28 protein-coding genes and 3 tRNA genes are annotated in these 26,187 nt (G+C 65.7%); 15 read left to right on the forward strand and 16 right to left on the reverse strand.

The genetic code is table 11. The annotated features are described in order from the left end of the window. Positions 1-70: 70 nt before the first annotated feature. From Q0330_RS09660 to Q0330_RS09670, 3 genes are all read left to right on the forward strand, one after another. Entirely contained in the window at positions 71-694 is a 624-nt protein-coding gene (locus tag Q0330_RS09660) for a TRAP transporter small permease subunit (protein ID WP_299477945.1), read from the forward strand. Continuing rightward, complete coding sequence (locus Q0330_RS09665; RefSeq protein ID WP_299477948.1) at positions 691-2,796, forward strand: TRAP transporter large permease subunit; 2,106 nt, start codon at positions 691-693, stop codon at positions 2,794-2,796. The genes Q0330_RS09660 and Q0330_RS09665 overlap by 4 nt, the downstream gene beginning before the upstream one ends. 86 nt (positions 2,797-2,882) lie before the next feature. Next, entirely contained in the window at positions 2,883-3,380 is a 498-nt protein-coding gene (locus Q0330_RS09670) for a hypothetical protein (protein WP_299477951.1), read from the forward strand. 13 nt (positions 3,381-3,393) lie between these two features. On the opposite strand, the gene Q0330_RS09675 is transcribed toward Q0330_RS09670, so the two are convergent. Next, the gene (locus Q0330_RS09675; RefSeq protein ID WP_299477954.1) at positions 3,394-3,735 is read right to left on the reverse strand and encodes a hypothetical protein; all 342 of its coding nucleotides are present in this window, start codon (positions 3,733-3,735) and stop codon (positions 3,394-3,396) included. 197 nt (positions 3,736-3,932) lie between these two features. On the opposite strand from Q0330_RS09675, the gene Q0330_RS09680 reads away from it, so the two are divergent. Continuing rightward, a tRNA-Leu gene (locus tag Q0330_RS09680) sits at positions 3,933-4,016 on the forward strand. A gap of 246 nt (positions 4,017-4,262) precedes the next feature. Next, positions 4,263-4,338: transfer RNA gene (locus tag Q0330_RS09685), tRNA-Ile, on the forward strand. 76 nt (positions 4,339-4,414) lie between these two features. Here the strand turns inward: Q0330_RS09685 and Q0330_RS09690 are convergent. From Q0330_RS09690 to Q0330_RS09715, 6 genes are all read right to left on the reverse strand, one after another. Beyond that, the gene (locus tag Q0330_RS09690) at positions 4,415-5,545 is read right to left on the reverse strand and encodes an anhydro-N-acetylmuramic acid kinase (protein WP_299477957.1); all 1,131 of its coding nucleotides are present in this window, start codon (positions 5,543-5,545) and stop codon (positions 4,415-4,417) included. A gap of 310 nt (positions 5,546-5,855) precedes the next feature. After that, on the reverse strand, positions 5,856-6,554 hold the full coding sequence (gene lexA / locus Q0330_RS09695) for a transcriptional repressor LexA (RefSeq protein WP_299477960.1): 699 nt from the start codon (positions 6,552-6,554) through the stop codon (positions 5,856-5,858). A gap of 92 nt (positions 6,555-6,646) precedes the next feature. Continuing rightward, positions 6,647-7,822 carry a gephyrin-like molybdotransferase Glp gene (gene glp / locus Q0330_RS09700; protein ID WP_299477963.1) on the reverse strand — a complete coding sequence of 392 codons (1,176 nt, stop codon included), beginning with the start codon at positions 7,820-7,822 and terminating at the stop codon, positions 6,647-6,649. Beyond that, positions 7,819-8,289 carry a cyclic pyranopterin monophosphate synthase MoaC gene (gene moaC / locus Q0330_RS09705; protein ID WP_299477966.1) on the reverse strand — a complete coding sequence of 157 codons (471 nt, stop codon included), beginning with the start codon at positions 8,287-8,289 and terminating at the stop codon, positions 7,819-7,821. Before moaC ends, glp begins: the two co-directional genes overlap by 4 nt. Next, positions 8,286-9,074 (reverse strand): indole-3-glycerol phosphate synthase TrpC, encoded by a 789-nt coding sequence (trpC, locus tag Q0330_RS09710; protein ID WP_299477968.1) that lies wholly within the window; start codon positions 9,072-9,074, stop codon positions 8,286-8,288. Before trpC ends, moaC begins: the two co-directional genes overlap by 4 nt. Positions 9,075-9,131: 57 nt before the next feature. After that, positions 9,132-9,632 (reverse strand): anthrone oxygenase family protein, encoded by a 501-nt coding sequence (locus Q0330_RS09715; RefSeq protein WP_299477971.1) that lies wholly within the window; start codon positions 9,630-9,632, stop codon positions 9,132-9,134. Positions 9,633-9,721: 89 nt separating this feature from the next. On the opposite strand from Q0330_RS09715, the gene Q0330_RS09720 reads away from it, so the two are divergent. Further along, the gene (locus Q0330_RS09720; RefSeq protein ID WP_299477974.1) at positions 9,722-10,312 is read left to right on the forward strand and encodes a TetR/AcrR family transcriptional regulator; all 591 of its coding nucleotides are present in this window, start codon (positions 9,722-9,724) and stop codon (positions 10,310-10,312) included. Here the strand turns inward: Q0330_RS09720 and Q0330_RS09725 are convergent. The 3 genes from Q0330_RS09725 to Q0330_RS09735 are packed head-to-tail and all read right to left on the reverse strand — an operon-like array spanning position 10,309 to position 12,544. Next, entirely contained in the window at positions 10,309-10,947 is a 639-nt protein-coding gene (locus Q0330_RS09725) for a uracil-DNA glycosylase (protein WP_299477977.1), read from the reverse strand. The two genes, Q0330_RS09720 and Q0330_RS09725, sit on opposite strands and share 4 nt — an antisense overlap. Continuing rightward, a complete protein-coding gene (trpD, locus tag Q0330_RS09730) occupies positions 10,944-11,957 on the reverse strand; it encodes an anthranilate phosphoribosyltransferase (RefSeq protein WP_299477980.1) in 1,014 nt (337 codons plus the stop codon). The genes Q0330_RS09725 and trpD overlap by 4 nt, the downstream gene beginning before the upstream one ends. Further along, entirely contained in the window at positions 11,954-12,544 is a 591-nt protein-coding gene (locus Q0330_RS09735) for an aminodeoxychorismate/anthranilate synthase component II (RefSeq protein WP_299477983.1), read from the reverse strand. The genes trpD and Q0330_RS09735 overlap by 4 nt, the downstream gene beginning before the upstream one ends. 103 nt (positions 12,545-12,647) lie before the next feature. Here Q0330_RS09735 and Q0330_RS09740 point away from each other — a divergent pair, with 103 nt between their 5' ends. The 5 genes from Q0330_RS09740 (at position 12,648) to yidD (ending at position 19,005) form a co-directional block, all read left to right on the forward strand. Further along, positions 12,648-13,817: a hypothetical protein gene (locus Q0330_RS09740; RefSeq protein WP_299477986.1), complete on the forward strand. Its 1,170-nt coding sequence runs from the start codon at positions 12,648-12,650 to the stop codon at positions 13,815-13,817. Further along, positions 13,814-14,992 (forward strand): aminotransferase, encoded by a 1,179-nt coding sequence (locus tag Q0330_RS09745; protein ID WP_299477989.1) that lies wholly within the window; start codon positions 13,814-13,816, stop codon positions 14,990-14,992. Before Q0330_RS09740 ends, Q0330_RS09745 begins: the two co-directional genes overlap by 4 nt. A gap of 82 nt (positions 14,993-15,074) precedes the next feature. Then, positions 15,075-17,015, forward strand: a complete 1,941-nt coding sequence (locus tag Q0330_RS09750; protein ID WP_299477992.1) for a SurA N-terminal domain-containing protein — start codon at positions 15,075-15,077, stop codon at positions 17,013-17,015. 2 nt (positions 17,016-17,017) lie between these two features. Continuing rightward, positions 17,018-18,532, forward strand: coding sequence for an anthranilate synthase component I (gene trpE, locus Q0330_RS09755; protein ID WP_299477995.1), 1,515 nt, complete (start codon positions 17,018-17,020; stop codon positions 18,530-18,532). Beyond that, a complete protein-coding gene (yidD, locus tag Q0330_RS09760; RefSeq protein ID WP_299477998.1) occupies positions 18,529-19,005 on the forward strand; it encodes a membrane protein insertion efficiency factor YidD in 477 nt (158 codons plus the stop codon). Before trpE ends, yidD begins: the two co-directional genes overlap by 4 nt. A 66-nt stretch (positions 19,006-19,071) precedes the next feature. Here the strand turns inward: yidD and Q0330_RS09765 are convergent, their stop codons facing one another. From Q0330_RS09765 to fabI, 4 genes are all read right to left on the reverse strand, one after another. Beyond that, on the reverse strand, positions 19,072-19,737 hold the full coding sequence (locus Q0330_RS09765) for a PRC-barrel domain-containing protein (RefSeq protein ID WP_299478001.1): 666 nt from the start codon (positions 19,735-19,737) through the stop codon (positions 19,072-19,074). Between the two features lie 159 nt (positions 19,738-19,896). Then, entirely contained in the window at positions 19,897-20,400 is a 504-nt protein-coding gene (gpt, locus tag Q0330_RS09770) for a xanthine phosphoribosyltransferase (protein WP_299478004.1), read from the reverse strand. A gap of 9 nt (positions 20,401-20,409) precedes the next feature. Beyond that, positions 20,410-21,063, reverse strand: a complete 654-nt coding sequence (locus Q0330_RS09775) for a LysE family translocator (RefSeq protein ID WP_299478007.1) — start codon at positions 21,061-21,063, stop codon at positions 20,410-20,412. After that, positions 21,020-21,856 carry an enoyl-ACP reductase FabI gene (fabI, locus tag Q0330_RS09780; RefSeq protein WP_299478010.1) on the reverse strand — a complete coding sequence of 279 codons (837 nt, stop codon included), beginning with the start codon at positions 21,854-21,856 and terminating at the stop codon, positions 21,020-21,022. The genes Q0330_RS09775 and fabI overlap by 44 nt, the downstream gene beginning before the upstream one ends. Positions 21,857-21,914: 58 nt before the next feature. Here fabI and pdxH point away from each other — a divergent pair, with 58 nt between their 5' ends. The 4 genes from pdxH to Q0330_RS09800 all read left to right on the forward strand — a co-directional run bounded on the left by pdxH (position 21,915) and on the right by Q0330_RS09800 (position 23,945). Further along, positions 21,915-22,559: a pyridoxamine 5'-phosphate oxidase gene (gene pdxH / locus Q0330_RS09785; RefSeq protein WP_299478013.1), complete on the forward strand. Its 645-nt coding sequence runs from the start codon at positions 21,915-21,917 to the stop codon at positions 22,557-22,559. 169 nt (positions 22,560-22,728) lie between these two features. After that, positions 22,729-23,307 (forward strand): cold-shock protein, encoded by a 579-nt coding sequence (locus tag Q0330_RS09790; protein WP_299478016.1) that lies wholly within the window; start codon positions 22,729-22,731, stop codon positions 23,305-23,307. A 20-nt stretch (positions 23,308-23,327) separates the two neighbouring features. Continuing rightward, a complete protein-coding gene (locus tag Q0330_RS09795) occupies positions 23,328-23,828 on the forward strand; it encodes a DUF192 domain-containing protein (protein ID WP_299478019.1) in 501 nt (166 codons plus the stop codon). A 40-nt stretch (positions 23,829-23,868) separates the two neighbouring features. Beyond that, positions 23,869-23,945: transfer RNA gene (locus Q0330_RS09800), tRNA-Pro, on the forward strand. Positions 23,946-23,986: 41 nt separating this feature from the next. On the opposite strand, the gene Q0330_RS09805 is transcribed toward Q0330_RS09800, so the two are convergent. Beyond that, on the reverse strand, positions 23,987-24,343 hold the full coding sequence (locus tag Q0330_RS09805; RefSeq protein WP_299478022.1) for a hypothetical protein: 357 nt from the start codon (positions 24,341-24,343) through the stop codon (positions 23,987-23,989). A gap of 11 nt (positions 24,344-24,354) precedes the next feature. Then, positions 24,355-26,136: an SLC13 family permease gene (locus Q0330_RS09810; RefSeq protein ID WP_299478025.1), complete on the reverse strand. Its 1,782-nt coding sequence runs from the start codon at positions 26,134-26,136 to the stop codon at positions 24,355-24,357. Positions 26,137-26,187 lie beyond the last annotated feature (51 nt).

A 26,187-nucleotide genomic window follows, 5' to 3' on the forward strand; every position in this document is an offset into this window, starting at 1 on the left:
ATATGACGGAACAATCGAAAGACACCGCGCGCCCGACGAACGAGGCGCGTTGGAAAAGGGAGGATTTCAGATGGGTGGCCTATTGGGCCTGGCTCGCGGCATCGACCGCTTCAATACCGTGGTTGGCAGGGCGGTGTCCTGGCTGATCCTGCTGGCGGTGGTGGTCAGCGCCGGCAATGCGATCGTGCGCAAGATCTTCAACACATCCTCGAACATGTGGCTGGAACTGCAGTGGTATCTTTACGGCGCCGCCTTCATGGGGGCGGCGGCCTATACGCTGCTGGAAAACGAACATATCCGAATCGACCTGGTCTATGGCGCCTGGTCGCGGAAGGTGCAGCACTGGATCGACCTGATCGGGCATGTGCTGTTCCTGATGCCCTTCACCATACTGATGGTCTATTACCTTTATCCCTATGCGCTGCGCTCCTATGAGCGGGGCGAGGGCTCGGCCAGCTTCGGGGGTCTGCTGCTCTGGCCGGCGAAGACGATCCTGCTGGTCGGTTTCGTGCTGCTGTTCTTTCAGGGCATTTCCGAGATCATCAAGAAGATCGCGGTGATGCGGGGCCTGATCGAGGACAAGCATGCCGTATCCGGCCATCACGTCCCGCCCGAGATCGACGAGGCCTTGCGCGCCGAATCGGGATTCCTTGCCGCTGAAAAAGACGATGACAGCCGGGGGACCCGCGCATGATGGAACTTATTGCGCAGAACATGGCGCCGATCATGTTCGCCTCGCTGATCCTGTTTCTGCTGTTCGGCTATCCGGTGGCCTTCGCACTGGCGGCAAACGGGTTGCTGTTCTTCGTCATCGGCGTGGAGCTGGCGCCGCTGTCGGGCGGCACCATCTATCTGGACTGGAACCTTCTGGGCACCATGCCGGACCGCTTATGGGGGGTGTTGTCGAACGAGACATTATTGGCCATCCCCTTCTTCACCTTCATGGGCATCCTGCTGGAGAAATCCGGCATGGCCGAGGATCTGCTGGACACGATCGGCCAGCTGTTCGGGCCGGTGCGCGGCGGGCTTGCCTATGCGGTGGTTATCGTCGGCGCGCTGCTGGCGGCGACGACCGGCGTGGTTGCGGCCTCGGTCATCGCCATGGGGCTGATCTCGTTGCCGATCATGCTGCGCTATGGCTATGACCGGCGGCTGGCCTCGGGCGTGATCGCGGCCTCGGGGACGCTGGCGCAGATCATTCCGCCCAGCCTCGTGCTGATCGTCATGGCCGACCAGCTGGGCCGGTCGGTGGGCGACATGTACAAGGGCGCGCTGATCCCGGGCCTGGTGCTGACGATCATCTATCTCGGCTATATTTTCGTGATGTCGATCATCCGCCCGAGCGCGGTGCCAGCCCTGCCGAAAGAGGCGCGCACGCTGGGTTCGGGGGTGATGTCGCTGTTCGTGCTGCTGATCATCGGCGGGGCGATCTTCTATGGCGCGCATCACTATCTGCGCCCGGTGCATGGAAATAACGCCGACATCCTTGGCGCGGCTGCCGCCGTGGCGGCGATGTTCCTGATGGCCATGGCCGACAAGGAGGGCTGGCGCTTCCTCCTGAAGGTCGCAGCCGGCGCGGTCGGCGCGGTCCTGGGCTGGTGGCTGCTGCATTTCGTCAACGGACTCGATTCGGTCCAGGCGCTGAGCACCAACACCCGCACCGGCGTGCTGATCGCCGCCGTCTTCGGCGGCGCCATTCTGGCCTTCATCGTCTATGAGGCGATCATGAAGGTCCTGTCCGGCATGATCGACTTCACCTGGCATGACGGGCAGGGCTTTGGCCTGACCAGCCGGCTGGCGCAACAGGTGGTCATCGTGCTGGTGCCGCCGCTGGCGCTTGTCTTCTTCGTGCTGGGCACCATCTTCCTCGGCTGGGCCACGCCCACCGAAGGCGGGGCCATGGGTGCGGTCGGGGCGCTCGTGCTCTCGGCGATGAAGGGGCGGCTGAACCTCGAAGTGATCCGCTCGGCGCTGGCATCGACCACGCGGCTGGCCAGCTTCGTGATGTTCATCCTCGTGGGCGCGCGGGTCTTCTCGCTGACCTTCTATGGGGTGAACGGCCATATCTGGGTCGAGCATCTGCTGACCTCGCTGCCGGGGGGCGAATACGGCTTCCTGATCGTGGTCTCGATCATGGTGTTCTTCCTGGCCTTCTTCCTCGACTTCTTCGAACTGGCCTTCATCATCGTGCCACTTCTGGCCCCGGCGGCCGAGGCGCTCGGCATCGACCTGATCTGGTTCGGGGTGATCCTCGGGGTGAACATGCAGACCTCGTTCATGCATCCGCCCTTCGGCTTCGCGCTGTTCTATCTGCGATCCGTCGCCCCGCGCGAGGCCTATGCCGACCGTGTCACCGGCAAGATGACCGAGGGCATCAAGTCGAGCCAGATCTACTGGGGTGCGGTGCCCTTCGTCTTCATCCAGATCGCGATGATCGCGGTGGTGATCATGTTCCCGGGTCTGGTGATGCACTACAAGGGCGCGCCGGTGGATATGGAGAATGTCGAGATCAGCATCCCGATGGGCGGTGCGGATGGCGGCTTCGGCTCGCTTGGCGGCTTGGGCGGCCTTGGCGCGCCCTTCGGCGGCGGTGCCGCGCCGGGGACAGCCGGGGGCGATGCCCCGGCCAATGCTGGCGGCGGTCTGGGCGATCTCGGTGGTCCGCCGAATTTCGGCACCCCGACCGAAGCACCGGCCCCGACCGAGGCCCCTGCGGATGGCGCAGCGGCCCCGGCCTCGGGCGGGCTCGACCCGCTGGCAGGTCCGCCGCCGGGTCTGGCGGCGCCTGCGAACTGAACCGGAAACAGGGGCCCGCGCGGCCCCTGTTTTCTTTCCGGCCCCCGGCAGGCATGATCGCCCCGTTTTCAGGTTCGAGGCATGTCATGACTGCTTTTATCCGTTCCTTTCTTCTGGCCACCCTGCTCGCCGCCCCGGCCCCGGCGCGAGAGGCATGTTATGGTCGGAGTTATACGCCAGAGCATCTCTCGGCCAATCCGGCGCAGCAGGTCGCCGATATGCGCGCCGTCTTCCACATGCCGCCGAAGGTCGATGCAGTCACGCTGGATATCCGCGTCCGCTTCCGGGACGATCCGCGCGAATTTTTCGCCTATCTCGCCTGCTGGGACGAGGGCGAGGCGATGTCTTGCGTATCCGACGATTGCGAAGCGGGCGGGCTGATATCCCGGCTCGGTCAGGATGGCCGGTTGCGGCTGTCGACCCCCGGCCTGCGTGCCGACCCGGTCGAGGGCATCGCGCGCGACGATGGCAGTTGCGACAAACCCGGCCGCCGCGACATCGCAGACCGCGTGCCGGGCGGACAGACCACCTTCCTGCTGAATGCGCGCGACAGCCGCGAATGCGACTGGAAGGCGCCGTGGTAAACGGGCGGCGCGCCTAGCACCCCGCCGGATTCAGCGGATCCTCGCAGGACAGATCGGTATTGGAGAGCGTGTCGGCACGCCGGCGCAGGGTGGCGGCGCGGTCGGCAAGGGCGGGATCGACGGGCGCTTCGGCGGTGACCTGCGCGGATGAGACGTTCAGGGCGGCACCCGCCGCAGCGAGATCCGAGGCAACCTGGTCGGGACTGCCGGTCGCGATCCCGGCATGGCCGGGAATGGCGGGCTCTGCCAGAAGCTGGTCGGTGGGGATCAGGGCCGGATAATCGCGACTGTCATCGCCGCAGCCGGCAAGCAGCAGGGTGCCCAGAAGAAGGCCCCAAAGGGCACCATGCGACATGATCTTTCCTTTGCGTGACTGGACTGTTTTGCCACATGCGCCACTTGTGTCAAGTCAGGGTGGATGCCGCCAGTCGCCCCTGCACAGCGTCCTGCGATGGCTTGCGATCCTTGTCGTGTCGCGGCCCGTTTTGCCTGGCGAGGCACGGGCCAGCCGGATTGACGGGCATGGTGATCTCCTCTAGTTAATGCGCCAGTGCGCGGTTGGCGGAATGGTAGACGCAGCGGTCTCAAACACCGCCGCCTAACGGCGTGAGGGTTCGACTCCCTCACCGCGCACCAGAAACCCCCTCGGGTGAGAGATCCGCAGAGTTTGCGTCGACCGCCTTCGGTTCGACGGCTGCGGCGAATGACGGCGGTGCCGCGCCGGGTGCGCGGCGTCAACCCGAGGCCGGTAGGTTTGAGAAACGAATGACAGGTCAGAGAAAGGCGCGTTCGTCCGTTCCAGCCGACCCGACCCGAGCGCGGGCAGGGCGCAGATACTTGACCGCCGCACCGGCTGTCACTAGTCAGGGCGTGATCATCGGCGGGCCTGTAGCTCAATGGTCAGAGCAGGGCGCTCATAACGCCTTGGTTGGGGGTTCAAGTCCCTCCGGGCCTACCACAGCATGTCTTTCGTTGATCTGACGAGCCTTTTGAGGCCTGCGGCGCAATATCGGTTCCGGTGCCGCAGAGTTGCGTCAGCCCTGACCAGTCTCATGCCGCGCGATGCGACCGCCAGTTTGCGGGGCGGGGACGCCCGTGGTCAGCGGGAAGCTGATCGGCAACCCGCGCATCGCGCGCATGGCCAGGAAGGCAAAGCATTCCGCCTCGACCGCGTCGCCGCGCAGGCCGGCCGCTTCGGCAAGCGTGATCTCGGTGCCGGTGCGGCGGGCCAGTTCGGCCATCATATGCGGGTTCTTGCGTCCGCCGCCGCAGACCACCAGCCGCCGGGCACGAACAGGCAGCAGATCCAGCGCCTTGCCGACCGCGCCGGCGGTGAAAGCGGTCAGGGTGGCGGCGCCGTCTTCCAGCCCCAGCCCGTCGGCCATGTTGGCAGGAAAATCGAAACGGTCGAGCGATTTCGGGAAGGGTGCCGACAGGAAGGGATGTTCCAGAAGCTGCGCCAGCCGCGCCTCGTCGACGCATCCTCTGGCGGCGATCCTGCCGTCGAAATCCATCTCGGCCCCGGTGCGGGCGCGGATCCAGTCATTGACCGGGGCATTGGCCGGGCCGGTATCGAAGGCCATCATCTCCTGCCCGTCGAAACAGGTGATATTGGCCACCCCGCCGAGATTGAGCATCACCGTATCGGGGCCGGCGCCGATACGCGCCAGCATCGCCCGGTGATAGATCGCCGAGAGCGGCGCGCCCTGGCCGCCTGCCTCGACATCGGCGGAACGGAAGTCATGGACCACGTCGATGCCGGTTCGTTCGGCCATGATGGCGCCATCGCCCAATTGCCGGGTATGGCCGCGCCTGCCGTGCTTTGGTGCGACATGCAGCACGGTCTGGCCGTGGAAGCCGACCGCTGCGATATCCCGCGCGGCAAATCCATGGGCGGCGACGAAGCGGTTGACGGCCTCGGACTGGGCCTCGGTCAGGGCGATCTCGGCCTCACGGAAGATCGCGGGTTCGAGGCCGGTGAAGTTCCAGTCCCGCGCGGCGTCGAAGGTCCGGCGCAGCAGGTCGCGGATATCGGTCGGATAGGGCGCAAGCTCCCATGGACCGAATTCGGCGATGGTCTCGCCATCGGTGCGCAGCATGGCGATATCGATGAACCCATCCAGAACGGTTCCGGTCATCAGGCCGATGGCCCAGGCTGGTTGCATGGCGTCTGTCCTTCTTCGTCTTGCCGGCGTTTTACCGTCAATGCGCATAGCGCGCCGTGTGCCTTGCGGCAATCGCCGGGCGCGGGACAGGTGACGATCACAGCTGTCCCCGACGCGACCGCCTCGCCGTCATCTGTGCGGTCAAATGCGGGCAGATGAGATCATCGTGACCAGGACCTTGGCCAATCAGGCGTCGCACCGGCCGCGCCAACCGCATTTTCCGCGCGTGGCGGAGCGGAAACAGAAGTGATGGCCATATTCTCATGCGACCATAAAAGGTCGTGGCTCATGGGGTTACCCAAGCCGCCGATCAGTAGCTGCGGATCAGCCCGACCAGGCGGCCCTGAACGCGCACCTTGTCCTGGGGCAGGATGCGGGTCTCATAGGCTGGGTTGGCGGCTTCGAGCGCGATCATCGCGCCCTTGCGGCGGTAATATTTCAGCGTCGCCTCACTTCCTTCGATCAGGGCCACGACGATATCGCCGTTCTCTGCCAGGTCCTGTTCGCGGATCACCACGATATCGCCGTCATTGATGCCGGCATTGATCATGGAATCGCCCTTCACCTCCAGCGCGTAGTGGTTTTCGCGGCCAGAGATCATGCTGCCCGGCACCGCCACGTTATGGGAAACTTCCGAGATCGCCTCGATCGGGACGCCCGCCGCGATCCGGCCCATGACCGGCAGTTGAAAGGCATCCGCCGTCACCTCGAACGCGCCGGAGGGTTGCGGGGCGGCGGTCTTCTTGTCGCCGTCGATCAGGCGCGGCGAGAAACCGGGGGCGGATTTCGCCAGCGCGTCCGGCAGGCGCAGGATTTCCAGCGCCCGCGCCCGATGCGGCAGCCGGCGGATGAAACCGCGTTCCTCAAGCGCCGTGACCAGCCGGTGAATGCCGGATTTCGACCTGAGATCGAGCGCCACCTTCATTTCGTCGAAGGAGGGCGGAACGCCGTCCCGCGCCATGCGTTTCTGGATGAATTCCAGCAGCTCGATCTGTTTCTTGGTCAGCATGTTCCGGCCCCGTTGCTTCGGCGTTCAGGTAATGTTCTGGCATGACATCCCGATTCCGTCAACAGTCTGACGCATTGATGCTGAAGAAACGGTTAATCGAGGCGAATGAACCGCACCTTCTCGCCAGCCTGCTTCGCGGCATCGCCGGCAGGGCGGACGATTAGCGCATCGGCCTCGGCCAGAAGGCCGAGCCGGGCGGAATCCTGGCTGGTGACCGGGGTGACGATGGTATCGGCCCCGTCCCGCGCCAGCCTTGCGCGCAGGTAATGCTGGCGGTCCCCCTCGGGTGGCAGATCGGCACCGAGACGGCCTTCGCGCAGCCGGTCTTCGGGGGGCAGGCCCTGCATCGCGCGCAGCAGCGGACGGATAAAAAGTTCCGCGCAAGTAATTGCCGATACAGGATTTCCCGGCAGGCCGATCATGGCGCTATCGCCGATATGGCCGGCGATCAGCGGCTTTCCCGGCCGCATGGCGATCTTGTAGAAGGCGCGCTCCATCCCGATCTGTTCGGTGATCTTCGCGATCAGGTCGTGGTCCCCGACCGAGGCGCCACCGATGGTCACGATCAGATCGGCATCCGCGGCGCGGGAAAAACGGTCGAGCAGGCTTTCCATCGTATCGGCGGCCAGCGGCAGGCTTTCGGCCCGGGCGCCGGCTTGTTCGGCGATGGCCGCAATAGCGATATCGTTGGAACTGACGATCTGGCCGGGGCCGGGCTCGGTTCCGGGGGGGACAAGCTCATCCCCGCCGGCGATGATGGCGACGCGGGGGCGGCGGGCGACATTGATCCGGTCCACGTTCATCGCCGCGATCAGGGCGAGATCGCGCGGGGTCAGCGGGCGACGGGGGTTGAATTCGGAATTTGTCCTGAAATCAGCGCCTTCCGGGCGGATATTGTCGTTGCTGTTGCGGGTCTCGATGCGGATCACGTCGCCCTCGCGGCGGATATGTTCCTGCATGACCACCATGTCATAGCCATCCGGCACCGGTGCGCCGGTGAAGATGCGTATCGCCGTGCCGGGCGCGGCCTGTCCCTGCCAGGGGCGACCGGCGGCGGCCTCTCCGATCACCGGCAGGGCCAGATCGAGATCGGCGCGCCGGATCGCATAGCCATCCATGGCGGCGGCGTTGAAAGGCGGTTGCGTCAGCCGGGCGCGGACCGGGGCGGTCAGGACGCGGTTCAGCCCTTCGGTCAGCGGAATTTCCTCGCTGCGGACCGGGCCGGCGAGTGCCAGCACCCGCGCCAATGCCTCGTCAACCGTGATCATTTCGCGTTGTAATCCCCTGATTTTCCGCCGGATTTCTGCAACAGGCGGATGCCCTCGATACGCATGGATTTCTCGGCTGCCTTCAGCATGTCATAGACGGTCAGGCAGGCGACCGAGACGGCGGTCAGCGCCTCCATCTCGACCCCGGTCTGGCCGGTGGTGCGCACCGTCGCGGTGATGCGGATGCCCGGCAGCGTTGCGTCGGGCACCAGATCCAGCGCGACCTTGCTGAGCGGCAAGGGATGGCATAGCGGGATCAGATCGGCAGTGCGCTTGGCGGCCATGATCCCCGCGAGCCGGGCCACGCCCATCACGTCGCCCTTGGCCGCGCCGCCCTGTGCAAGCGCCAGCGTATCGGGGCGCATGATGACAAGCCCTTCGGCAATGGCGGTGCGGCTGCTGCTCGGCTTTTCCGAGACATCGACCATATGTGCCTGACCTTGCTTGTCAAAATGCGTCAGGCTCATGCGATGCCCAGCAGTTCTTGGGTGGCGGCGGTCACATCGGCCTGCCGCATCAGGCTTTCGCCGATCAGGAAGCGCCTTGCCCCGACGCGGGCCATGCGGTCAAGATCGGCGCGGCTGAACAGCCCGCTTTCGCAGACAAGTTGCAGATCGGTTGGCAGGCCGTCGGCCAGGCTTTCGGTGACGGCAAGATCGAGTTCGAAGGTCTTGAGATTCCTGTTATTCACGCCGATCAGTGGGGATTTCAGCCGCAGCGCACGGTCGAGCTCACTGCGGTCATGGACCTCGATCAGCGCATCCATGCCCCAATGACGGGCGGCGTCTTCCAACTCGGCGGCGAGCGTATCCTCGACCGAGGCCATGATGATCAGGATCGCATCGGCGCCCCAGCTGCGCGCCTCGGCGACCTGATAGGTATCATAGAGGAAATCCTTGCGCAGAACCGGCAGATCGGTGGCGTCTCGGGCGGCGCTGAGGTATTCCGGCGCGCCCTGAAAACTGGGCGCATCGGTCAGGACCGACAGGCAGGCGGCCCCGCCGGCCTGATAGGCGCGGGCCAGGGCGGGTGGGTCGAAGTCCTTTCGGATCAACCCCTTGGAGGGGCTTGCTTTCTTGATTTCGGCGATCAGCCCATAGCCGGTTTCGGCCTTCGCCGTCAGCGCGGCGGCAAAGCCGCGCGGGGCGGATGCGGCGCGGGCCGCAGCCTCGATCCCGGCCAGCGGGCGGGCGGCTTTGGCGGCGGCGATTTCGTCGAGCTTGTAGCTCTTGATCTTGTCGAGGATATCCATGCGCCAGAGATTAATCCGCGCGGCAGGGCGTGGAAAGCCCCGCCGCGACAGAATGCCTCAGAGCGCGTTGCGGTCGATCAGGAAGGTGCCATAGGCGGCCAGCAGGAAGGCGGCACCGGAGGCCACGGTCCGGGTGATGTTCCAGACCTGCCAGCGCTCCGAATAGGTGCGCCAGATTTCGCCTGCGGCCTCGGGGTCGTCGGGGATGGTCACAAGCGCCAGGGCTTCGTTCATGGGCACGTTGACGGCCATGGTCAGGATCAGCCCGCCCAACAGATAGACAAGCGCCGCAGCACCGAAGGCGAGCGCCGGGGCGCGTTGCGGGCCGTAAAGCAGGCCGCAGGTGATCGCCAGGGCCAAGGGCGTCAGGAAGAAGGCGGGGAAGAAGACGGCATTGCGCACCGAGGCATTCATCGCCTGCATCGCCGCGATGGCCACGCGTGGTTCTGCGCTGTCGAGGCCCCACATGGTCGAGCAGACCCAGGCATAAAAGAAACCGAAGATCGCGGCGCTGAGCAGCAGCGAGATGAAGATCATGGGAATGGTGAGTTTAAGCATGTCGTCCTCTAATGTGTAATAATGTGTACGCTTGTAGCTTTGCGTATAAAAAGATACGGTTTTAATCAAGGCAAAAAAGCGAGGGCAGGATGCGCGACGAGAAGCGGCAGAAACGACACGAGGAAATTGCGGCGGCTGCCTATGCGCTGCTCGACTCGCATGGCTATTCGGGCACGACGATGCTGCGGGTGGCGCAGCGGGCGAAGGCCTCGAACGAGACGCTTTATCGCTGGTATGGCGACAAGGACGGGCTGTTTCTGGCCATGGTGCGCGACAATGCCGCCGCGATCCGCGATCAGCTGGAACGGGCGCTTGCGAGCGATGCGCCGCCGTTGGAGGCGCTGTCGCAGCTTGGCCCGGTCTTCCTGCGCATGTTGCTGGGCGAGCGTGCGATCCTGCTGAACCGGGCGGCGGCGGCGGACCCGAGCGGGCAGCTCGGTGCCGCGATCTCCAGCGGCGGGCGGGGTGAAATCCAGCCTCTGCTGGCGCGGGTGATGGCGGGGCTGTGCCGTGACACGGGTCACGATCCGGCGCAGGCGGTCGAGGAATATCTGGGCCTGCTGATCGGCGATCAGCAGATCCGCCGGGTCATCGGCGAGGTTCCGGTGCCTTCGGAAGCCGAGATCGCCCGGCGCAGCAGCCATGCGTTGACGGCGCTTGTCCGTTTGATCGGTGGCTAGGTCCCGGCCCAGTCGATCGGGGCGGCGCCCTGTTTGCGCAGCCAGCCATTGACGCGCGAGAAGGGGCGGGATCCGAAAAAGCCGCGCCGGGCCGAAAGCGGCGACGGGTGGGCGGTCTCGATCAGCAGATCCTGCGGTCGCGCCAGCCCCGACAGGGCCTTTTGCGCGTGATTGCCCCAGAGGATATAGGCCAGTGGCCGGTCGCGCTGCGCCGCCTCGACCGCCTGCCGGGCCAGCCGGTCCCAGCCCCATTTCGCATGGGCGCCCGCCGCGCCGGGCAGGACCGACAGCGAGGTGTTCAGCAGCAGCACCCCCTGCCGGGCCCAGTGGCCGAGGTCGCCATTCGCCGGAATTTTTCCAAGATCGGAATGCATCTCCTTGAAAATATTGTTCAAGGATCGGGGCAGGGCGGTCTTCGGCGTGACCGAGAAGGCCAGCCCGTCGGCATGGCCCGGCGTCGGATAGGGATCCTGACCGAGGATGACCACGCGAACCTTTTCTGGCGGCGTCAGTTCCAGCGCCCGGAAGATCGCATCGGGGCCGGGCAGGAAATCGAGGCCGGTCAGGCGCGCGCGGATTGCGGGCCAGTCGGTTTGGAAAAACGGCAGATCGGCCCAGGGCGCGGGCGGGATCACAGGGGCACGGCCTTGCCCAGGGCCTCCAGCCGGGCCTTGGCCGCGCCCGAATCGATGCTTTCGGCGGCCAGCCTTGCGCCCTCGCGCAGATCGCTTGCGCGGCCCGCGACCAGCAGGGCGGCGGCGGCGTTCAGCAGCACCGCGTCGCGATAGCCGTTTTTCGCCCCGTCCAGAATGGCGCGGGCGGCGGCGGCATTATGGCTGGCATCGCCGCCCAGAATCTCGCTGAAATCGTGGCGCGGCAGGCCGGCATCCTCGGGCGTGACGGTGAATTCGCGGATTGCGCCACCCTTCAGCTCGACCACGAAACTGTCGCCCGAGATCGCCAACTCGTCGGTGCCGTCCGAGCCGTGGAGCAGCCAGGCATGTTCGGAGCCCAGTTCGCGCAGGGTCTCGGCCATGGGGCGGCACCAGGCGGCGTCGAACGTCCCGGTCAACTGGCGCAACACGCCGGCCGGGTTGGTCAGCGGGCCAAGCAGGTTGAAGACGGTGCGCGTCCCCAGCTCGGCCCTTGCCGGGCCGACATGGCGCATGGCCGGGTGATGGACCGGCGCCATCATGAAGCAGATCCCGGCCCGATCCAGCGCCGCCTGCGACTGTTCGGGCGTGGCCATGATGTTGATGCCAAGCTCGGTCAGCGCATCGGCGGAACCGGATTTCGATGACAGCGCCTTGTTGCCATGCTTGGCGACCGGCACCCCGGCACCGGCCACGACAATGGCGGCGGCGGTCGAGATGTTCAGCGTCTTGCGCCCGTCGCCGCCGGTGCCGACGATATCCATCGCGCCCTTCGGTGCCGTAATCCGGTTCATCCGCGCCCGCATGGCCCGGGTGGCGGCAGCGATTTCATCGACGGTTTCGCCCCGCACCCGCATCGCCATCAGCAGCCCGCCGATCTGGGCCGGCGTGGCCGCGCCCTCGAACAGCGCGGCGAATGCGGTGTCGGCCTCGTCCTGGGTCAGGGGGCGTTCGGCGGCGATCCCGATCAGCGGGCGGATATCGGCGGTCATGCGGGTTCCGGGGCTCGGCAGCGTTTCAGGAAGTTGCGGATCATGGCATGGCCGTGCTCCGAGGCGATGGATTCGGGATGGAACTGCACCCCTTCAATGGGCAGATCGTTATGGATCACCCCCATGATGGTGCCATCCGGCGCCCGCGCCGTGACGCGCAGCGCATTCGGCAGGCTGTCGGGGGCAATGGTCAGCGAATGATAGCGCGTGGCTTTCAATGGCGTCGGCAGGCCTTCGAAGACGCCGCTCTGATCATGGAGGATCTCATCGACCTTGCCATGCATGATGCGTTCGGCCCGGGTGATGCGGCCGCCAAAGGCCTCGCCAATGGCCTGATGGCCCAGGCAGACGCCGAAAAGCGGAAGATCGCCGCGCTTGGCCACCGCCCGGATCAGGTCCAGACAGATGCCGGCGCGGGCCGGATCGCAGGGGCCGGGAGAGATGACGATGCCCGAGGGCTGCATCGCCAACGCCTCCTCGACGGTGATACGGTCGTTGCGATGGACCTGGACGTCGGCACCCTCCTCGCCAAGGTAATGGACGAGGTTCCAGGTGAAGCTGTCGTAATTGTCGATAAGCAGGATCATGTCACTTCGTCGCAAAATGGGGTGATCCCGGTGGGATCAGGTCTTATAGATGTGCGAAATGGCCGGGCGGGGCAAGCCGGGTGATGCGAGAAATGGGGCGGTAATGGCAAGAACGGACGGAATCGGGCGTGGGGTCCTTCATGGCTCGCTCATCGGCGTGGCCGTGCTGGCTGGCCTGTCGCTGGCTTTCCCGCTGCGCGAGACGGCCCCGGTCGAGGGTGGCGAGGCGCCGGTTGCAAGTGTCGACCCGCAGCCGACCGAGGCGCCGGTGCAGGAGGTGCAGGCCGCGGCGCCAGCCGAGGAAAATGCCGACACCCCCTTGTCAGAAATGCAGATGGGCCCGCCGACCGGATCGGAATTCGCCCGGACCGAGGATCAGCCGCCATCGCTGCCCGCTTCCTCCAGTGCCCCATCGCTGGCCGGTCAGGTGGTCGAGGTCGCCTTGCCGCGCACGGAAAGCCAGCCCCAACCGACCGGCCCGGCGACCCGCCCCGATACGCAGGATCAGACCGAAGCGCCGCAGCTGGGCGACGAATCGCCGCTTCAGGTGACGGCGCCCGCGGTCGATGCCGCGCAGCCGGAAAGCCAGCCGAACCCGGCCCGCCCGACCGAGCCTGCCCGGGATGCAGGGCTGGCCGCCGCCTCGCGCGCCGCGCCCACGACCCCCGACGAGGCAGAGCGAACCGTGCTTCCGGGTGCCGAGACCTTGCCCGGGACGCGCCTTGCCGCACGGCCGGAAGCGCCTGTCGACATCCGCTCGCCAGAGCCTGCGCATGCCGGTGTGACCGCCGGCGACATGCCTGCCGCCCAGACCGGGACCGAGGCGACGGCCAGCCCGGTCGAGGATGATACTGCGATGGAAAGCGCCCCCCCGGTCGAGGCCAGCCCGCAAACGACCCGGCCTTCGGCCCCGGTGCTGGAAGCGCCGGACCCGGCGCGCGAAACCGTGCCGCCGCCGCCCGCCGCAGCAGATGTGGTCGAGGAGCTTCCGGCGGAAGCCGCCGAACCGGCAGCCAGCGCCGATACAGGGGAGGTTCTGCCCGAGGTCTCGGCGGCCGATCTGGTCGAGGCCGTGCCAGAGCCGGTGATGTTGCCCGCCGTCGTGCCGAAACCCGCCCCTGCGCCCGAACCCATTGTCGAACAGGTCGCGCAAGCGGTCGCGGAACCCGTGACCGAAGCCGATATGCCCCAATCAGCGCCTGCGCCCGAAGCTATGGGCTATCCGGCCCCCGATCTGGGCATTCCGTCGCTTTCGCTGTCGGGCCAGCCGTGACCCGCCCCGCGCCGGTCAACCCGGCCATCGCCGCGACCTTCGCGCCCCCGGTGATGGAGGCGCGGCGCTGGCTGGAAGGGGCAAGCTTCCCGCCCCATCGCCCGCTGATCAATGTCAGTCAGGCCGCCCCCGTCGATCCGCCGCCCGAAGGCCTGCGCCGGGTCATGGCCGAGGCGGCGCTGAACCGGCCCGAGGCGCATCTTTACGGGCCGGTGCTGGGCAATGCCGATCTGCGCGCGAGCTTGGCGGAAAGCTGGTCGCGTTTCTACGCCACGCCCCTGGGGCCCGAGCGGATCGCGATCACGCAGGGTTGCAATCAAGCCTTTTGCGCCACCGTCTCGACCCTGGCGGGCGCGGGGGACGAGATCATCCTGCCGGTGCCGTGGTATTTCAATCACAAGATGTGGCTCGACATGCAGGGCATCCGCGCGGTGCCGCTGGCCTGCGGTCCCGACATGGTCCCGCGCGCGCAGGATGCCGCCGCGCTGATCTCGGACCGGACCCGCGCCATTGTGCTGGTCAGCCCCAACAATCCGACCGGCGCCGAATATCCGGCCCAAACCCTTGCCGCCTTCTTCGATCTCGCCCGCGAACGCGCGCTGGCGCTGATCGTCGACGAGACCTATCGCGATTTCGACAGCCGCGCGGGCGCGCCGCATGACCTGCTGTCGCGCGAGGGTGCCGGGGATACGCTGATCCAGCTCTACAGCTTCTCCAAGGCGTTCCGGCTGACCGGGCACCGGGTCGGCGCCGTGCTGACCGGGCCGGCGCGCATGGCAGAGCTGGAGAAGTTTCTCGATACCGTCGCCATCTCGACCAGCCAGATCGGCCAGATCGGGGCGGAATGGGGCCTGCGCAACCTGGGTGACTGGCTGGCCGGCGAACGGGCCGAGATCCTGTCGCGGCGGGCGGCCATGATCGCGGCCATGGACCAGATCGAGGGCTGGAACATCGTCTCGGCCGGGGCCTATTTCGCCTGGATCGAACATCCGCAGGATCTGCCCTCGGATCAACTGGCGCGGCGGCTGGTGGCCGAGGCCGGGGTGCTGATGCTGCCCGGCACCATGTTCATGCCCGAGGGGCAGGGGACGCGGCATCTGCGCATCGCCTTTGCCAATGTCGATGCCGCCGGCATTGCCGCGCTGGCGGGGCGGCTGGCCGAATGGCATGTCTGACGCCCCGGCCCGCGCCTTCCGCCCTTGAAGCGGGGGGCGGCGCGGCCTACAACCCTGCCGACATCACGAAGGAAGACCACCGATGAGCAGCCTGCGCACCAAGGGAAAATCCACGATTGTCTGGATTCTGATGGGGATGCTGCTGCTCGGCCTCGGCGGCTTCGGGGTCACCTCGTTCACGGGCGGCTCGACCGAGGTCGGAAGCGTCGGCGAGACCGAGATCGACGCCCAGACCTATGGCCGCGCGTTGCAGAACCAGATGAACCAGTTCTCGGCACAGATCGGGCAGCGGATGACCATCGAACAGGCGCGCGGGATCGGGCTGGTTCAGGCGGTGCAGGCGCAGCTTTTCACCCGCGCGGCCCTGCAAGAGGAGGCGCGCAAGATCGGTGTTTCGGTCGGCGATCAGAATGTGGCCCAGGCGATCACGCAGGATCCCTCGTTCCAGGGGCCGGGCGGTTTCAACCGCGCCGCCTATACCGAGACCCTGCGCCGGCAGGGCCTGACCGAGGAAGGCTATGAAACCAATGTCCGTTCCGAGGTCGGCGCGCTGATCATTCAGGGCGGGGTCATGACCGGCGTTTCGGCCCCGGCGGCGCAGGTCGATCTGGGTGCCGGCTGGCTGTTGGAACGGCGCGACATCTCGTGGCAGGAACTGACCGCCGCCGATCTGGCCGCGCCGATCACCCCCGCCGACGAGGCGACGCTGGAAGCCTGGCATCAGGCCAATGCCGACCGCTTTACTGCGCCCGAGATCCGCAGGATCACCTATGTCTGGCTGACGCCCGAAATGCTGGCCGATACGGTCGAGCTGGACGAGGCCGCGCTGCGCGAGATCTACGATTCCAAGCTGGACGAATATGTCCAGCCCGAACGCCGCATGGTCGGCCGGCTGGTCTTTGAAAGCACCGAGGCCGCGCAGGCCGCCAGAACCCGGCTGGATGCCGGCGAGGTCAGCTTCGAAGGGCTGGCGCAGGAACGCGGGCTGACGCTTGCCGATACCGAATTGGGAGAGGTCAGCGCCAGCGATCTGGGGGCGGCGGGCGAAGCCGTCTTTGCCGCCGCAGATAATGGCGTGGTCGGGCCGGTGGAGAGCGATCTCGGCCCGGCGCTGTTTGCGGTCAATGCCATTCTCGACCCGATCAATGTCAGCTTCGAGGAGGCGCTGCCCGATCTGCGCGCCGAAGCCGCCGCCGACCGCGCCCGCCGGCTGATCGCCGACCGCGCCCCCGAGATCGAGGACCTGCTGGCGGGTGGCTCGACGCTGGAGGATGTGGCCAAGGAAACCGACATGGATCTGGGCCAGATCGACTGGCGTGCCGAAAGCGCGCCGACCCCCGGCGAAATCGGCGGCTACGAGGCCTTCCGCGAACATGCGGCGGCGGTCACCGACAGCGATTACCCCGAACTTTTCGAGCTGGACGATGGCGGCGTCTTCGCCCTGCGCCTCGACGAGGTGGTGCCGCCGGCGCTGATCCCCTTCGCCGATGTGCGCGAGGCCGTGGCCGCCGATTGGGCCGGTGCCGAAACCCATCGCCAGCTGGTCGCGCTTGGCGAGGAGATGAAGCTTCAGGCCGTCTCCGAGACCATGCCGCAGGTCGTCGCCCCGGCTGCCGATCCGGCTGCTGCCGCCGCCGCGACGGAAGCCGATGCCGCAACGGAGCTTGCCGCGCCGGAAGCCCCGGCGGCGCTTGCCTCGAAATGGCAGGTCGAGACCGGGCTTCTGCGCGATGGCTGGCTGGAAACGGCCCCGCCCGGCCTGATCGCCGAGGCGTTCACGCTGAAGGAAGGCGAGACCGAGGTGCTGGACGATGGCGGTCGCGTGGCGCTGATCCGGGTCGACCGGGTGGAGCCCGCCGCGCTCGACAGCGATGTCGCGGGCGAGGTGAAGACCTCGCTTGGCCAGAAGCTCGATACCTCGCTGTCGGCGGATCTTTTCGATTACTATTCCCGCGCGGTGCAGACCGAAAGCGGGGTGACGCTCAATCAGGCGGCCATGGCCGCCGTCGAATCGCGGATGTGACCATGCAGATCGCCCCGGATTTCGAGGCCTTCGCCCCCGGTTGGGCAGCGGGCCGCAACCAGCTTCTGACGCTGCGCCTTGCGGCGGATCTGGACACCCCGGTCAGCCTGATGCTGAAGCTGGCCGAGGCGGCGCCGAACAGCTTCGTGCTGGAAAGCGTCACCGGCGGAGAGGTGCGCGGGCGCTATTCCATCATCGGCATGAAGCCCGACCTGATCTGGGAATGCCGCGCCGGTCGCGCCCGGATCAACCGCGAGGCGCGCTATTCCGACGCTTTCACCGATGACGAACGCCCGGCGCTGGAAAGCCTGCGGGCGCTGATCGCGGAAACCCGGATCGAGATGCCTGACGATGTGCCGGCAGCAGCGGCGGGGCTGTTCGGCTATCTCGGCTATGACATGATCCGGCTGGTCGAGCATCTGCCGAACGTCAATCCCGACCCGATCGGGGTGCCCGATGCCATGCTGACGCGCCCCTCGGTGGTGGCGGTTCTGGACGGGGTGAAGGGCGAGGTCACGCTTTGCGCGCCGGTCTGGTTCGCTTCCGGTCTGCCGGCGCGGGCGGCTTATGCGCAGGCCGCCGAACGTCTGTCCGAGGCGCTGCGCAGCCTCGACCGGATGCCGCATGAACCGCGAGAGATGGGCGGGGCCGGCCAGATCGGCGCGCCGCGTTCGAATTTTTCCCATGCGGATTATCTGGCGGCGGTGGAAACCGCGAAGGATTACATCCGCGCCGGCGATATCTTTCAGGTCGTGCCGGCGCAGCGTTGGGCGATGGATTTCCCGCTGCCGCCCTTCGCGCTTTATCGCAGCCTGCGGCGCACCAACCCCTCGCCCTTCATGTTCTTCCTGAACCTCGCGCCCGAGGAAGGCGGCTTCCAGATCGTCGGCGCCAGCCCGGAAATTCTGGTGCGGCTGCGCGATGGCGAGGTGACCATCCGCCCCATCGCCGGCACCCGCCCGCGCGGTGCCAACGTGGCCGAGGATCGGGCGCTGGAGGTCGACCTGCTGGCCGATCAGAAGGAACTGGCCGAACATCTGATGCTGCTCGATCTGGGCCGCAACGATGTCGGCCGGGTGGCGAAGATCGGCACCGTGCGCCCGACCGAGCAATTCGTGATCGAACGCTACAGCCATGTCATGCATATCGTCTCGAACGTGATCGGCGAATTGCGCGAGGGCGAGGATGCGCTTTCCGCCCTGCTGGCCGGCCTGCCGGCGGGCACCGTTTCGGGTGCGCCGAAGGTTCGCGCGATGGAGATCATCGACGAGCTGGAACCCGAAAAGCGCGGCGTCTATGGCGGTGCGGTCGGCTATTTCGCCGCCAATGGCGAGATGGACATGTGCATCGCGCTGCGCACCGGGGTCATCAAGGACGGCCAGCTTTACATTCAGGCCGGGGGCGGTGTCGTCTATGACAGCAACCCGGAAAGCGAGTTCCAGGAGACGGTGAACAAGTCCCGCGCCCTGCAACGCGCCGCCGAGGAGGCCTCGCGCTTCGTGCGCGGCAATGGTTGAGGGCTTCGCCGCCGGGGAGGGACAGACTGCTGGTCGCAGATCGAGCCGCACTCGGTGCCATCTGGGTCTATCAGCGCTTCCTGTCACGAAAGAAAGGCTATCGCTGCGCCTATAGCCTGCTGCATGGCGGCACCGGCTGTTCGGGCTATGTGAAATTCGCCATCCGCGATCACGGCGTTTTCGGCGCGATCCCGGCGATCCGGCGGCGGTTTGACGATTGCCGCGTTGCGGCGGCAGAGTTGAGCCGTCGGCGGCGCGCGGTCCGGATGCAGCAGACCGAGGATGAGTCCGAAAAGGACCAGAAGACGCGCAAGAGCGGTTGCATGGAGAAGGTCGGGAACGGGTTGGACTGCATAAGCTGCGATTGCGGTAGCGGTGTGTTCAGGTTGTTCGGCAAGGCCAGCAAGGCGGATGCCGATCCCGGCTGCGACTGCACGCCGGATGGTTGCGACTGTACCCCGAGCTGTCACTGATAACGGCTTTGCTGGAATGGAAAAGGGCGGCCCTATGGCCGCCTTTCACGCGTGGTTCGGGTTCCCTCAGTGTGCCGGCGCGGCCTTGCCGTCAGCCGGCGCAGCCGCCGCATCACTTGCGGCAGGCTCGGCGGCTGCCGGTGCCGGGGCGGTCTCGCGCTTGCGGAAGACATATTCCGGCGCGGCCTCGGCCTCCTGCTTGGTCAGTTCGGTGGTGACCTCCTGCGCATCGGAATTGATCGTCAACTGATCCCAGGGCACCGCGATCTGCTTTTCGCCAATGCCGAGAAGCCCGCCGACGCCGATGATCGCGGCGATCACCTGACCCGATTCGAGATCGACGATGACATCGCGCACCTCGCCGATGGCCTCGTCGTCGGGAGAGGTTACGCTGGCGCCAGTCACCCAGTCGATGCGCAATTCGTTGGCGGCCTGCTCGCGGGCGATTTTGTCGCTGATGGCCATCTCGGCTTCCAAGGTGGCCGCCTCGGCGGCCTCTGCCGATTCGCTCGCGGCCTCGGCATTTTCGGTCGCGGTTTCAGCGGCGGCCTCGGCTGCGTCCGCCGCGTCCTCGGCGGCTTCTGCCGCAGTGTCGGCGGTTGCCTCTGCCGCATCTGCCGTGGCCTCCATCGCCGTTTCGGCACCGGCGTCCGGCGCGGGGGCCTGGTTTTGCGCGAAGGCAAGGCCGGCAAGCGGCAGGACGAGGGCGGTGGTCAGAAGGATCTTACGCATATGGCTACTCCTTGATCGGTCGCGCAGGCGCCGCGCCGGCACCCGCTTCGACGGACCAATCCGCAGGCACCGCCGCAGGTTCCGGATCATATTTTCGTCAGTGGTGAAATCCGGGGTGGCGGGCCGGGAATGCCCGCAAAACCCAGTGATTCGAACGGATCAATCGTCGCCGCGATATGGGCGGACATATTGAAGGGCCATGTCCCAGGGGAAGAAAATCCAGGTGTCCTGGCTGACCTCGGTGACATAGGATTGCACCATCGGCTTGCCCTTGGGCTTGGCATAGACGGTGGCGAAATGGGCCTTGGGATACATCTCGCGGATCAGTTCCAGCGTGCGGCCCGAATCGACCAGATCGTCGATAACGAGAATGCCGTCGCCATCGCCCATCAGCGCCGGATCGGGCTGTTTCAGAACCTGAAGATCGGCCTGATCCGAGGGGCCGTTGCCCTTGTAGGACTTGATCGAGATCGTGTCGATGGCGCGGATATCAAGCTCGCGCGCCACGATCATCGCCGGCACCATGCCACCCCGCGTCACCGCGACGATGGCGCGCCATTCGCGCCCGTCCAGCCGCCAGGCAAGGGCGCGCGCGTCCCGGTGAAGCTGGTCCCAGCTGACGTGGAACCCTTTTTCATGCGGCAGGCGGTCGGCATCGGTCATGTCATTCTCTCAGCTTTTGAAGATCAGCAGGATACCCAGTGCGAATAGCGCAATTGCGGCGGTCCGGTCGATCCAGAACTTGGCCCCGAAGTAATGCCGGCGCATGGTGGCCGTCGACATCGAGATGGTGACGGTCGCATACCAGAACAGTTCCGTCGACAGCGCGGTGGCATAGATCGAGGCATTGCCGGCCAGCGTCAGCGGGCCGGGAAACAGCCGCAGGATCAGCGCGGCATAGAACAGTGCCGGCTTGGGATTCGACAGGTTCAGCAATACCCCGCCCAGAAAACCGCGCCCGAAGCGCTTCTCGGCGGCCTCGGGCAGGGGCGAGGTCGCGGCCCGCCACATCCCCCAGGCGACCCAGATGATATAGAAGCCGCCAAGGATCTTCACCGAGTAATAAAGCGGCGGATAGGTCTTGAACAGCAGCGCCAGCCCGGCAAGCGCGAACAGGCACCAGAGCGAGGCCCCGACCGCAAGGCCGAGGCCGAAGGGCAAAGCCACTTCGCGACCGCGCGAAAAGCTGGTCTGAATCGCGGCCACAATCGCCGGGCCCGGCGACAGCAGGGCGATCGTGATCAGCCCGATCAGCGCCAGATAGGGTTCGAGGCCCGACAGATCAGCCGTCCTTGCGTCCCGAGACCGCGTCGATATCGGGCGCATCCACGGCCTTCATGCCGACCAGGTGATAGCCGGCATCGACGTGATGGGTTTCTCCGGTGACGCCGCTGCCGAGATCCGACAGCAGGTAAAGCGCCGATTTGCCGACCTCGTCCTGGGTCACGTTGCGCCGCAGGGGCGAGTTCAGCTCGTTCCATTTCAGGATATAGCGGAAATCCCCGATCCCCGAGGCCGCCAGCGTCTTGATCGGCCCGGCCGAGATGGCGTTGACGCGGATGCCGTCCTTGCCCAGATCCTCGGCCATATAGCGCACCGAGGCCTCCAGCGCTGCCTTGGCCACGCCCATGACATTGTAATGCGGCATGACCCGCTCGGCGCCGTAATAGGTCAGGGTGACCATGCTGCCGCCCTCGTTCATCATCGCCGCCGCATGACGGGCGACCATGGTGAAGGAATAGACCGAGATATCCATGGTCTTGAGGAAATTCGCATGGGTCGTGTCGAGGTAACGCCCGCGCAACTGTTCCTTGTCGGAATAGCCGATGGCATGAACCAGAAAGTCGATCTTGCCCCAGGCCGCGCCGATTTCGTCGAACATATGGGTGACCGAATCCTCGTCGGTCACGTCGCAATCGAACAGCAAATGGCTGCCAAGTTGCGCGGCCAAAGGCTCGGCGCGCTTCTTCATGGCCTCACCCTGATAGGAGAGCGCGATTTCGGCACCCTGAGCGGCCAGAGCCTTGGCAATTCCCCAGGCCATGGATTTGTCATTGGCCAGTCCCATGATCAGACCCCGGCGACCGGCCATCAGGCCCTGACGTTCGCTGCTTGACATGTCCCTCTCCGTCTTACCTTTTGGGCAGGATTAGGCCAAAGCCCGGGGGGCATCAAGCATGAGCACGCGAAACGGGATATTCGCAGGCGAAGATCCGTTCATCCTTGCCCGGAACTGGCTGGCCGAGGCCGAGGCGATCGAGCCCAACGATGCCAACGCCATCGCCCTTGCCACGGTCGATGCCGATGGTCTGCCGGATGTGCGCATGGTTCTGCTGAAAGAAATCGAGAGCCATGGGGCGGGCGAGGGCGCCTTCGTCTTCTATACAAATTATGAAAGTGCCAAGGGGAAGCAGATCGCGGCCAGCGGCAAGGCTGCCTTCGTGATGCACTGGAAATCCCTGCGCCGGCAGATTCGCGTCCGCGGCACGGTCACGCGCGAGGAGGGGCCGCAGGCGGATGCCTATTATGCCAGCCGGGCGCTGCAAAGCCGCATCGGTGCCTGGGCCTCGCAGCAAAGCCGCCCGTTGGCCTCGCGGGCGGCGCTGATGCAGGCGGCAGCCCGCGAGGGGCTGAGGCATGGCCCCAATCCGTCCCGGCCGCCGTTCTGGGGCGGGTTTCGGATCGCACCGGTGCAGATCGAGTTCTGGGCTGATGGCCAGTTCCGCCTGCACGACCGTTTTCGCTGGTCGCGCGCAGGCAGCGACGTGAAAAATAGCCAGCAAAAGCGAGGGGGATGGCAGGTCGCGCGGCTTGCGCCCTGATTGATCGCTCAATCTATATGCTTGAAATGTATGATGTTGCGTATGTTTGACGTTACGTCAACTTATGTATTTTGATGGGGACTATGGCCGAGAGTTATGTGACTATCGCCTCGGAAGCGTGAATCGATAGGTATCGCGCGTAAGCGCGCTGCGAGTATGAAGCGGTAAGATGACGATAGCCGATGATACAGTTGTTACCGAGGTCCATGGGGCGATCAAATGGTTCGACCCGGCAAGGGGGTTTGGCTTCATCATAAGCGATGATGAAGGTCCCGATATCCTTCTGCATACCAATGTCCTGAGGAATTTCGGCCAAAGCTCTGTTGCTGATCTTGCCCGGATCTCCGTTCTTGTCCAGCACACCTCGCGGGGGCTGCAAGCGGTCAAGATCCTGTCAATCGAACCGCCAGAACAGGTGGGCGGGCCGCCGATCAGCGACCTTGCCGATACGCCGCCCGAAGTGCTGGCGGCGATTCCCTTCCAGCCGGCGCGGGTGAAGTGGTTCGACAAGACGAAGGGATTCGGCTTTGCCAACCTCTTCGGTCGCCCTGGCGACGTGTTCCTGCATTGCGAAGTGCTGCGCATGTCCGGCCTGTCCGACCTTGGCGTCGGCGAGGCGGTGGCGCTGCGTGTCGTCGATGGCCGGCGTGGTCTGATGGCCGCCCAGATCGCCGCATGGGATCGGGGCAGCATCGAGGCGGAGCATGACCGGACGGCCAATGCGCCCGCCGGATCTGCCGAGGAATGACTTCCTGTTTTCGGGGTTTGATGCGTAAACTGCCAGGGCCAGCCGGCGCGGTTTTTGCCTCGCTGACGATCTGCGCCGGTCCTGCTGTTGCTGGTCCGGCCATGTGCCAGCCCGATCTGGCACTGTTTCCCGATGCCGAGGCCGCGATTCGGGTCGAGATCGCCGACGATCCCGAGGAGCGGGCGCAGGGCCTCATGTATCGCAAGGAACTCGCGCCGCTCAGTGGCATGTTGTTCATCTATGAATCGCCGCGCCCGGTTGCGTTCTGGATGCGCAATACGCTGATCCCGCTGGACATGATCTTCATGGATGCGCAGGGCAGCATCCGTCATATCCGACATGCTGCCGTGCCCCTGGACGAGACCCCGATTCCCGGTCATGTCGATGGCGACCCCGAGCCGGAACGTCTGATGATCCTTGAAATCGCGGGGGGCGAGGCGGATCGTCTCGGCCTTCAGGAAGGCATGGCAATGGCGTTTCCCGGGCTCGACCAATCCCGCGCCGCCGCACCTTGCCAATAGGGCTTTCCCTGCACGGCAACTGCGGTTAGAAGCGATCCGTCGGGGCGTGGCGCAGCCTGGTAGCGCGACGGTTTTGGGTACCGTAGGCCGGAGGTTCGAATCCTCTCGCCCCGACCAGCACAGGCTGATCCCAGGCATTGGACTGCCCGCAACATGGCTTAATCGTTGTCGTCGCTGCCGGTCCAGTTGCGCGATTCCGGCGTTTTCATCAGGGATGTGCGGCCATCCGGCATGGTCACCAGGATATCGGCATAAGGTTCAGTCAGTCCGGTGGCCAGATGTGCTCTCGAAGCCATGCGCACATCGTAGCGCATCGGAATCGGGCAGTGATCGAATGTGCCTGCGGCAGAGCCGGCAATATTGTCGCTATAGCATTGCTGCCCGTTCGACAGCGTGACCTTGAGGCGGTTTCCGACAAAGGTGACATGGTCGGGAACGGCCTGATCGTTCGGGATCGCACAACCGGCCAGCGTGGCGGTGACGAGACCGGCGGCAAGGAAGCGTTTGGTGGACATGAGCTTACTCCTTACAGAGGCCAGAAGATGGGGATTACCGAGGCCGCCGTCAACGCCAGAAGCAGGTTCAGCGGCAAACCGACGCGGATGAAATCGCTGAAGCGATAGCCGCCGGGGCCATAGACCAGCGTATTGGTCTGATAGCCAATCGGGGTGGCGAAACTGGCCGAGGCGCCCATCATCACCGCGATGATCAACGGTCGCGGATCGACGCCGAGCGAATGCGCAAGGCTGATCGCCACCGGGGTCACGATGACGGCGACGGCATTGTTGGTCACCGTCTCGGTCAGCACCATGGCCAGCAGATAGACGGCAAGGATCAAGCCCCAGCTCGGCAGGCTCGCCAGCGTCGGCGAAATCCATTTCACCACCAGCTCGACCGAGCCGGAACGATCCAGCCCCGCCCCAACCGCCAGCATGGCGAAGATCAGCGCCATCAGGCGACCGTCGACAAAGCTCAGCGCCTCGTCGGCATCGATGCAGCGCGTGCCCAGCACCACGGCCACGCCGAGGAAGGCCAGCAGCAGGATCGGCGCCAGATCCAGCGCCGAAAGGATCACCACCGCCGCCAGCACGGCGACGACGATGGGGGCGTGACGACGGCGGAAGGCGCGCTCGGACGGGGCGCTGATCTCGACCATCTCCATATCGGCAGCAAGGCGCTGGATATCGGCGGGTGCCCCTTCCAGCAGCAGCGTATCGCCGACGCGCACCACCAGATCGTCAAGCTGACGACCGATATTCTGGTTCTTGCGATGCGCGGCCAGCACATAGACGCCATAACGCCGGCGCAGGCGCATCGAGCCGAGCGAGCGGCCGATCATGTGGCAACCCGGCGTAATCAGCACCTCGACCGTATTGGTCTGGACCGAGCTCAGCTTGTCGACCATGCGCAGGTCCTTGTTGCCCTGCAGGCCCAGCACCTCGGTCATCGGCGTGCGCAGAACCACCCGGTCGCCGGGTTCCAGCACCACCGCCGCCAGATCGCGCCGCAGCGAGGCATCGCCGCGCAGCACGTCGATGACGCGGGCATTCTCGCGCGTGAAGATATCGACCTCGTCCAGCTTCTTGCCGATCAGCGTGCTGTCCTCGGGCACGGCGACCTCGGTGAAGAACTTCATCTTCGAGCGCGTCGAGGACATCAGCGCCGACATCGAATCGCGTTCCGGCAGAAGCTTCGGGGCCACGAAAAGCAGATAGACAAGCCCGACCGTGGCCATGGCGAGGCCGACCGGGGTGATTTCGAAGATGCCGAAGGCCGGCTCGCCTGCGGCGCGCGCCACGCCGTCGACCAGCAGGTTGGTCGAGGTGCCGATCATGGTGACCGTGCCGCCCAGGATCGACAGATAGGACAGCGGCATCAGCAGTTTCGAGGGGGCTTGATTCAACTCTCGGGCCAATTGCATGAAGATCGGCATCATCACCACGACAAGCGGCGTATTGTTCACGAAGGCCGACATGGTCAGCACCGTTGCCGACAGCCCGGCAAGGGTGACGAAGGGCCTCTGCTTCGCATGGCGCGCCGCGTGCTGGCCGATCCAGTCGAGCGCCCCGGTCCGCACCAGCCCGCCCACGATGATGAACATGAAGGCGATGGTCCATGGCGCGGGGTTGGCCAGCACCTTGGGCACATCCTCGACCGAGAGGATGCCCAGCACCAGAAGCACCGAGGCCCCAAGGATTGCCGTGACCTCGGGCGGAAATTGTTCGCGGACGAACAGGGTCAGCATACCGGCGATGATAAGGATCGTCACGATCGCCGAGGTCGTTCCTGCAAGCTCTATGCCGAACATCGATACCTCAAAACTCCGACCGGCCAGGCCGGTCTATCGAGGCATGTTTGG

Source organism: uncultured Paracoccus sp., from assembly GCF_937873615.1.
In the GTDB taxonomy this organism is placed as follows: Bacteria; Pseudomonadota; Alphaproteobacteria; order Rhodobacterales; family Rhodobacteraceae; genus Paracoccus.